General features: G+C 68.3%; 8 protein-coding genes. 6 read left to right on the top strand and 2 right to left on the bottom strand.

Annotated elements, in window-relative coordinates; all coding sequences use genetic code 11:
- Positions 1 to 498: UvrB/UvrC motif-containing protein (locus Q0066_RS11800; RefSeq protein WP_298133118.1), on the top strand; the 498-nt coding region annotated here is incomplete at its 5' end.
- A gap of 240 nt (positions 499 to 738) precedes the next feature.
- Complete coding sequence (locus Q0066_RS11795; RefSeq protein ID WP_298133116.1) at positions 739 to 1,734, top strand: TerC family protein; 996 nt, start codon at positions 739 to 741, stop codon at positions 1,732 to 1,734.
- Between the two features lie 198 nt (positions 1,735 to 1,932).
- Here the strand turns inward: Q0066_RS11795 and Q0066_RS11790 are convergent, their stop codons facing one another.
- Positions 1,933 to 2,556 carry an MBL fold metallo-hydrolase gene (locus tag Q0066_RS11790; RefSeq protein ID WP_298133114.1) on the bottom strand — a complete coding sequence of 208 codons (624 nt, stop codon included), beginning with the start codon at positions 2,554 to 2,556 and terminating at the stop codon, positions 1,933 to 1,935.
- Positions 2,553 to 3,266 carry a maleylpyruvate isomerase family mycothiol-dependent enzyme gene (locus tag Q0066_RS11785; RefSeq protein ID WP_298133112.1) on the bottom strand — a complete coding sequence of 238 codons (714 nt, stop codon included), beginning with the start codon at positions 3,264 to 3,266 and terminating at the stop codon, positions 2,553 to 2,555. Before Q0066_RS11785 ends, Q0066_RS11790 begins: the two co-directional genes overlap by 4 nt.
- A gap of 76 nt (positions 3,267 to 3,342) precedes the next feature.
- On the opposite strand from Q0066_RS11785, the gene uvrA reads away from it, so the two are divergent.
- From uvrA to Q0066_RS11765, 4 genes are all read left to right on the top strand, one after another.
- Positions 3,343 to 6,276, top strand: coding sequence for an excinuclease ABC subunit UvrA (gene uvrA, locus Q0066_RS11780; protein ID WP_298133110.1), 2,934 nt, complete (start codon positions 3,343 to 3,345; stop codon positions 6,274 to 6,276).
- A 149-nt stretch (positions 6,277 to 6,425) separates the two neighbouring features.
- Positions 6,426 to 6,842: a metalloregulator ArsR/SmtB family transcription factor gene (locus Q0066_RS11775; RefSeq protein WP_298133108.1), complete on the top strand. Its 417-nt coding sequence runs from the start codon at positions 6,426 to 6,428 to the stop codon at positions 6,840 to 6,842.
- On the top strand, positions 6,842 to 7,501 hold the full coding sequence (locus tag Q0066_RS11770; RefSeq protein ID WP_298133107.1) for an SRPBCC family protein: 660 nt from the start codon (positions 6,842 to 6,844) through the stop codon (positions 7,499 to 7,501). The genes Q0066_RS11775 and Q0066_RS11770 overlap by 1 nt, the downstream gene beginning before the upstream one ends.
- Before the next feature lie 87 nt (positions 7,502 to 7,588).
- Positions 7,589 to 7,889 (top strand): GIY-YIG nuclease family protein (locus tag Q0066_RS11765; protein ID WP_298133105.1); only part of this gene is annotated, 301 nt, incomplete at its 3' end.

Genomic DNA, 7,889 nt, shown 5'->3' with positions numbered 1-7,889 from the left:
GACGCCGACAAGGAGGGCTTCCTGCGCTCCGAGCGGTCGCTGATCCAGACCATCGGCCGCGCCGCCCGCAACGTGAACGGCCAGGTGCACATGTACGCCGACTCGATCACGGCGTCCATGGCGGCGGCCATCGACGAGACCAACCGCCGCCGCGCCAAGCAGGTCGCCTACAACCTCGAACACGGCATCGATCCGCAGCCGCTGCGCAAGAAGATCGCCGACATCACCGACATGCTGGCCCGTGAAGACGCCGACACCGCCGGCCTGATGACCAGGACCGGCGGACGTCGTTCGGTGTCGCCGGTGCCGATCGGTTCGCACGAGCACCGCAACACCGACGGCATGCCGGCCAGCGAGCTGGCCAGCCTCGTCCAGGAGCTCACCGAACAGATGCACAGCGCCGCCACCGAACTCCAGTTCGAGCTGGCGGCTCGGCTGCGTGACGAGATCGCCGACTTGAAGAAGATGATTCGCCAGACCCTGGCTGCGACCAAGTAGGAGCATCCGCCGGACGACCTTGTCGACAGAGTCGCCGGTTCGCTCAGGTGGGTGAACGCGATCGCGGCGGTTGTGTCGTCGTTGCCGATTGGCATGGCCTGTGGTCGGGTGGGAGAATCGACGGCGGAGGGGAGTACTCCCTAGCGAGGTGGTCGTCATCACGGTCGGAACTCCGGCCCGGCGCCTCGGCTGGCAACAGTGGCGGAGACCTCCGAGGCTCAAGCCTGAGGAGGCGCTCCCTTGCACGTCACCCCTACCGCCTGGCTGATCACCCTCGCGGTGACCGTCGCGATCCTGGCTTTCGATCTGTTCATCATCGGACGCCGCCCGCACGAACCCTCGATGCGGGAGTGCGGCATCGCGATCGGCATCTACGTCGCGTTGGCGATCGCCTTCGGGTTCGGCGTCTGGGCAGTGTCCGGACCGCGTTACGCCGGTGAGTTCTTCGCCGGATGGCTGACCGAGTACAGCCTGAGCATCGACAACCTGTTCATCTTCGTGATCATCATGAGCAACCTGCGGGTGCCGCGGAAGTATCAGCAGTACGCGCTGATGTTCGGCATCGTGCTCGCGCTGATCTTCCGGGCGATCTTCATCGCCCTCGGTGCGGCCGCCATCGAGCGGTTCTCCTGGGTGTTCTTCCTGTTCGGCGCCTTCCTGATCTGGACGGCATGGAAGCTCTTCATGGACTACCTGCATCCCGAGGACGACGACGAGAAGACCGAGAACTTCGCGATGCGCTGGGTGAAGCGGACCTTCCCCTCCACCGACGACTACCACGGCACCCGGCTCACGGTCGTGGAGCAGGGCAAGCGGCTGATCACGCCGATGTTCTTCGTGATCGTCGCCCTGGGCAGCACCGACCTGTTGTTCGCGCTCGACTCGATCCCGGCCATCTACGGCCTCACCCAGGAGCCGTTCCTGGTGTTCACTGCCAACGTGTTCGCCCTGATGGGCCTGCGCCAGCTCTACTTCCTGATCGGTGGGCTGCTGCAGCGGCTGGTCTACCTGTCGGTCGGCCTGTCGTTCATCCTGGCGTTCATCGGGGTGAAGTTGGTGCTGCACGCCCTGCACGAGTACCACCTCGACCAGGGCTGGGGCTTCAGCGTCGACATCCCGATCTGGCTCTCGTTGCTGGTGATCATCGGCACCCTCGCCATCACCACCGTCGCCAGCCTGATCAAGTCCCGGCACGACCTCCGCAAGGAAGCCGAGTACCACCAGCCCCCGCAGTGATCTGGAACGAGGGGACGGTTCTTTTCGTTCCATCATTGCCGGATCCGCGGAACGAAAAGAACCGTCCCTCCGTACCGCGTACCGTTCGGATCGGTCTTCGTGCTTGAGGGTCCGCGGTAGTGGAACGAAAAGAACCGTCCCTCCGTACCGGCGAGTCTGCGGGAATGGGACGAAAAGAACCGTCCCCCCGTACCGGGGCTACCAGCGGCGGGCGCGCCACTCCTCCAGGTGCGGACGCTCGGTGCCCAGCGTGGTGTCGGCGCCGTGCCCGGGATGAACGATCGTGTCGTCGGCGAACCGGTCGAACAACTTGGTGGTGACGTCGCCGAGCAGGCTGTCGAAGTCGGCGCCGCTTCCGGTCTTGCCCACACCACCGGGGAAGAGGCTGTCCCCGGTGAACAGCCGATCGGGGGCATCGGACGGCGTATGCGCCAGCGTGATCGAACCGGGGGTGTGGCCGACCAGGCCGATCACCGCCAACTCGACGCCGCCCACGGCGAGGACGTCGCCGTCCCAGACCTCGCGGCAGGTCACTCCGGTGGCCTGTCCGATCGCGCCGGCGTCCGGCGTGCCGGCGTAGGCGGGTGCCCCGGTGGCGGCGACCACCGCGGCGAGTGCCTGAAGGTGGTCGGGGTGGCGATGAGTGGTGACCACGCCGACCAGGTTCAGTCCGGCCACCAGTTCGAGCAGGACGCGAGCCTCGTTGGCGGCGTCGATCAGCAGGGCGTCCGTACCGTCGGTGAGCAGGTAGGCGTTGTTGTCCATCGGCCCCACCGAGCGCTTGGTCAGCCGCAGGCCGGCTCCGATCGCGATGGTGGTCATGCGCGCAGGGCCGGGGTGAGCCCGTCCGACCCTTCGACCTCGTCGGGACGGGTTCGGCCCATCAACCAGCCCCACAGCGCGGCGTCGCTTCCGGTCACGGTCCGGCGCTCGCCAGCGGCACCCAGTTCGGCGGTCAGGCCCGAGGTGCTCTCCAACCGGACGGCGGGCAGATCGGAGCCGTCGGCGTAGCGGAGTTCCGCCCACTGCAGCAGCCAGCGCGCCGAGGAGGAGTCGAGCCGTCCGGTGTCGAAGCCGCAGTCGAGGTCGAGGTGATGCACGACGACCTCCGACAGTCGCGCCATCGGCACCTGGGCCAGAGTCAGCCGGCGGCCGAGGAACGCCACCGGGGCCGACCAGTCGGTCACCGCGTCCATCGCTCGTTCGAGCCGTCCCGCCGAGGTGTCGAGGCAGATCTGCAACTCCAGGCCGGTCATGCACGAGCCGCGCTCAATGCCTTCGGTCCGCAGTTCCTCGTCGGCGTACAGCGCGACCGATCGTCCCTGAACCGCCTCGTCGATCAGCTCGGCGAGCGCGTCCGCATTGGCCGACAGGTGCGCGGCCACATTCGCCCGGGACCAGCCCGGCAACAGGCTGGCCCGGTTCCAGTCGCCGTCGGAGATTCCGATGGTGTCGCCCAGCAGGCGCTGGGTGGCCTCTTGGACGCGCTTGCGCAACGTCTCGAGCGGCGCCGTGAACGTCTGCTCGGTCATGCCTGCCACCCTACGGGGTGGGACCGGGACGGTGTGGACAGACCGGCTGCAGGAACTGTCGGAGGGGGCGTCTAGCATGATCGCCGTGAATGAACGGCTGATCGTCAGAGGCGCGCGCGAGCACAACCTACGCAATGTGAATCTCGACCTGCCGCGCGACGCGATGATCGTCTTCACCGGGCTGTCCGGTTCGGGCAAGTCGTCGCTGGCGTTCGACACCATCTTCGCCGAGGGGCAGCGCCGCTACGTCGAATCGCTGTCCGCCTACGCCCGGCAGTTCCTGGGTCAGATGGACAAGCCCGACGTCGACTTCATCGAGGGCCTGTCGCCGGCGGTGTCGATCGACCAGAAGTCGACCAGCCGCAATCCGCGCTCCACGGTGGGCACCATCACCGAGATCTACGACTACCTGCGGCTGCTGTTCGCCCGCGCCGGACGGCCGCACTGCCCGATCTGCGGCGAGCCCATCGCCCGGCAGAGCCCGCAGCAGATCGTGGACCGGTTGCTCGGGCTGCCCGAGGGCACCCGGTTCCAGGTGCTGGCGCCGGTGGTGCGCGGCCGCAAAGGGGAGTACCACGATCTGTTCCGCCAGTTGGCCACTCAAGGCCTGAGCCGGGTCCGGGTCGACGGCGAGATCCACCAGCTGACCGACCCGCCGACGCTCGACAAGCAGAAGAAGCACAACATCGACGTGGTCGTCGACCGGTTGGCCGTCAAGCCGTCCACCAAGCAACGGTTGACCGACTCCGTCGAGACCGCGCTCGGCCTGGCCGGGGGAGTGGTCGCGATCGACTTCGTCGACCGTCCGGCTGACTCGCCCGATCGCGAGCGGCGCTACTCCGAGAAGCTGGCCTGCCCCAACGAACACGACATCGCGATCGAAGAGCTCGAGCCCCGGCAGTTCTCCTTCAACGGTCCCTGGGGCGCCTGCCCGGCCTGCTCCGGGCTGGGCACCACCAGCGAGGTGGACGTCGAGCTGATCGTCCCCGACACCGGCAAGAGCCTCGCCGAGGGAGCGGTCTCGTGCTGGACGTCGGTGTACGTCTCCGGCTACTTCCAGACCCTGTTCAAGGCGCTCGCCGAGACCCACAAATTCTCCCTCGACACCCCGTGGAGCGCTCTGCCCGAACGGGTACGCACCCTGATCCTGCACGGCGTGAAGGGCACCATCCAGGTACACACCCGGTCGCGGCACGGCCGTGAGCATTCGTTCCGGGCCAAATTCGAGGGTGCGGTGCCGTACATCAAGCGGCGCTACAACGAGGCCGAGTCCGAGAACTCCCGCGAGCGTTTCGCCGGCTACATGCGTGAGGTGCCCTGCCCGACCTGCAAGGGGGCGCGGCTCAAGCCGTCCTCGCTGGCGGTCACGGTCAGCGGGCGCAACATCGCCGAGGTGTCGGGCATGTCGATCGACGAGGTGTCCCGGTTCATGGGCTCGCTCGAGCTCACCGAGCGTGAGGCCAAGATCGCCGAACGGGTGGTGAAGGAGATCAACGAGCGGCTCCGGTTCCTGCTCGACGTGGGCCTCGACTACCTCACCCTGTCCCGGTCGGCGGGTTCGCTCTCCGGCGGCGAGGCGCAGCGGATCCGGCTGGCCACCCAGATCGGTTCGGGCCTGGTCGGGGTGCTGTACGTGCTCGACGAGCCGTCCATCGGTCTGCACCAGCGGGACAACCGCCGGCTGATCGACACCCTGGTGCGACTACGCAATTTGGGCAACACCCTGATCGTGGTCGAGCACGACGAAGACACCATTCGCACCGCCGACTGGGCGGTCGACATCGGTCCCGGTGCGGGTGAGCACGGCGGCCACGTGGTGGTCTCCGGCCCGGTGAGCGAACTGCTGTCCAGCCCCGATTCGCTCACCGGCGCCTACCTGTCGGGCCGGCGCAGCATTCCGATGCCCAGCAGCCGTCGGCCCCGGACGGGGCGGGCGATCACCGTCCAAGGGGCCCGTGAGAACAATCTGCGCGACGTCACCGTGTCGTTCCCGCTGGGGCAGTTCATCGCGGTCACCGGCGTGTCGGGTTCGGGCAAGTCCTCGCTGGTCAACGGCATTCTGTACCGGGCGCTGGCCAAGCAGTTGTACAGCGCTCGTACGGTGCCCGGCCGGCATCGGTCGATCACCGGCATCGACAACATCGACAAGGCGATCCACGTCGACCAGTCGCCGATCGGCCGCACCCCGCGGTCCAACCCGGCCACCTACACGGGTGTCTTCGACAACATCCGCAAGCTGTTCGCCGAGACACCCGAGGCGAAGGTGCGCGGCTATCAGCCGGGCCGGTTCTCGTTCAACGTCAAGGGCGGGCGCTGCGAGAACTGCTCCGGTGACGGCACCATCAAGATCGAGATGAACTTCCTGCCCGACGTCTACGTGCCCTGCGAGGTGTGCCACGGCGCCCGGTACAACCGGGAGACCCTCGAGGTGCACTACAAGGGCAAGACGATCGCCGAGGTGCTCGACATGCCGATCGAGGAGGCGGTGGAGTTCTTCGCCGCCATCCCGGCGATCGCCCGGCATCTGCGCACCCTGGTCGATGTCGGCCTCGGCTACGTCCGGCTCGGTCAGCCGGCCACCACGTTGTCCGGCGGCGAGGCGCAGCGGGTGAAACTGGCCAGCGAACTGCAGAAGCGGTCGACCGGGCGGACGGTGTACGTGCTCGACGAACCGACCACCGGCCTGCACTTCGAGGACATCCGCAAGCTGCTGGGCGTGTTGGGCCGACTGGTCGACGCCGGCAACACCGTGGTGGTGATCGAGCACAACCTCGACGTGATCAAGACTGCCGACTGGGTGATCGACATGGGTCCCGAGGGCGGTTCGCGGGGCGGTCTGGTGATCGCCGAGGGAACCCCCGAGCAGATCGCTGCTACGCCCGAGTCGCACACCGGTGAGTTCCTCCGCGAGGTGCTGCGGGGGCACGAGGTAGCGGTCGCCGAACCGCCCGAGCCGCTGGTGGAGGTGCCCGCCCCGGCACCGGCCAGGCGGCGCCGCAAGGCGAGCTGATCGGCGCCTGAGCCAGGCCTGGGTATCCGTCATCCCGGGCTTGCCCCGGGATCTGGCCGTGAAGGAGATCCCGGCGTTCGCCGGGATGACGAAGGGCTGGAGACTATTTCAGTCTTGACTTATATAAGTCCTCACGCAAATATGGTCTCATGCACGCGCTCGACATCCTCGGAGACCCGGTTCGTCGCCGGATCGTCGAGCTGCTTGCCGCGGGTGAGGCGTCCGCCGGCGAGATCGGCCGAACGGTGCAGGGCGAGTTCGGCATCTCACAGCCGGCGGTCTCGCAGCATCTGAGGGTGCTGCGCGAGTCCGGCTTCGCCAGGGTCCGACCGCAGGGCACCCGGCGCCTCTACGCCCTGGAGCCGGAGCCGCTGGCCGAGGCGGACGCCTGGCTGGCCGCGTTCCGCCGGTTCTGGGAACCACCGCTGGCCGCGCTCGGCACCGAACTCGCTCGCGGGCGGCGGGAACGCCGCCTTGCCGCCGAACGTGACGGATCGCTGCTGCCCGACGGCGCCGCGGCGGGCGAGGGTGCGGTCCCCGACAACACGATCAACAAGGAGCACTGATGGATATCGACAGCCAGGTCGCCGGCGTGCAGCGCGCGGTCAGCAGTACCGAACGGGACGGCATCGCGGTCCGCGTCCAGAGCCTCGCACAGCGCTACCCCTCGCCACTCGACGACGTCTGGGACGCCGTCACCTCCGCTGAGCGGATCGGGCGGTGGTTCCTGCCGGTGGAGGGTGACCTCGCCCTGGGCGGGCGCTACCAACTGCAGGGCAACGCCGGCGGCACCGTGCTGGAATGCGAGCCGCCCGGCACCGAACGTGCCCACTTCCGGGTCACCTGGGAGTTCGGCGGCGGGGTCAGCTGGCTGACCGTCCGGCTGCACGCCGAGGACGCGGACTCGACCCGGCTGGAGCTCGAGCATGTCGCGCCCGCCGACTCGGTACCCGAGGAACTCTGGAACCGGTTCGGCCCGGGCGCCACCGGCCTCGGCTGGGACGCGGCGCTGCTCGGCCTCAACCTGCACCTGACCGCGCCCGATCAGCGTCCCGACGATCCGATGGCCTGGCAGCTCGGGCCGGAGGGGAAGCGGTTCAACCGGCTCGCGGCCGACCGCTGGGCACTCGCCCACGCCGCCGACGGCGCCGATCCCGAGGTCGCCCGGGCCGCCGCGGACGCCGTCTACGCGGTCTACGTCGGTGAGGCTCCCTTCGAGATGTGAGCGGCGCCCGCGCCGTCCGGACCCGGACCGGCGCGGGCCAGTGACCGGCGGCGATTCCTGTCGGTGGCGCGACCTATGCTGGCCGCCATGGCTGATCCGGAGTCCTACCGCCCGGCGACCGGCACCATTCCCACCCAGCCGGGCGTCTACCGGTTCAGCGACGCCGCGGGCCGGGTCATCTACGTCGGCAAAGCGGTCAATCTGCGGCAGCGGCTGACCTCGTACTTCGCCGATCCGGCGTTGCTGCACTTCCGCACCCGCACCATGGTTCGCACCGCGGCCAAGGTCGAGTGGACGGTGGTGCGCAACGAGCTCGAGGCGTTGCAGCTGGAATACACCTGGATCAAGCAGCACGACCCGCGGTTCAACGTGAAGTACCGCGACGACA

The sequence above is a fragment of the Micropruina sp. genome, assembly GCF_027492755.1.
GTDB lineage: Bacteria > Actinomycetota > Actinomycetes > Propionibacteriales > Propionibacteriaceae > Micropruina.
This window is presented reverse-complemented; position numbering and strand designations above follow the sequence as displayed.

Bases quoted from the DNA above. Each gene is read 5' to 3' on its own strand.
- Q0066_RS11790 (WP_298133114.1), bottom strand. From the start codon at position 2,556: ATGACCACCATCGCGATCGGAGCCGGCCTGCGGCTGACCAAGCGCTCG.
- Q0066_RS11785 (WP_298133112.1), bottom strand. From the start codon at position 3,266: ATGACCGAGCAGACGTTCACGGCGCCGCTCGAGACGTTGCGCAAGCGC.
- uvrA (WP_298133110.1), top strand. From the start codon at position 3,343: ATGATCGCCGTGAATGAACGGCTGATCGTCAGAGGCGCGCGCGAGCAC.
- Q0066_RS11775 (WP_298133108.1), top strand. From the start codon at position 6,426: ATGCACGCGCTCGACATCCTCGGAGACCCGGTTCGTCGCCGGATCGTC.
- Q0066_RS11770 (WP_298133107.1), top strand. From the start codon at position 6,842: ATGGATATCGACAGCCAGGTCGCCGGCGTGCAGCGCGCGGTCAGCAGT.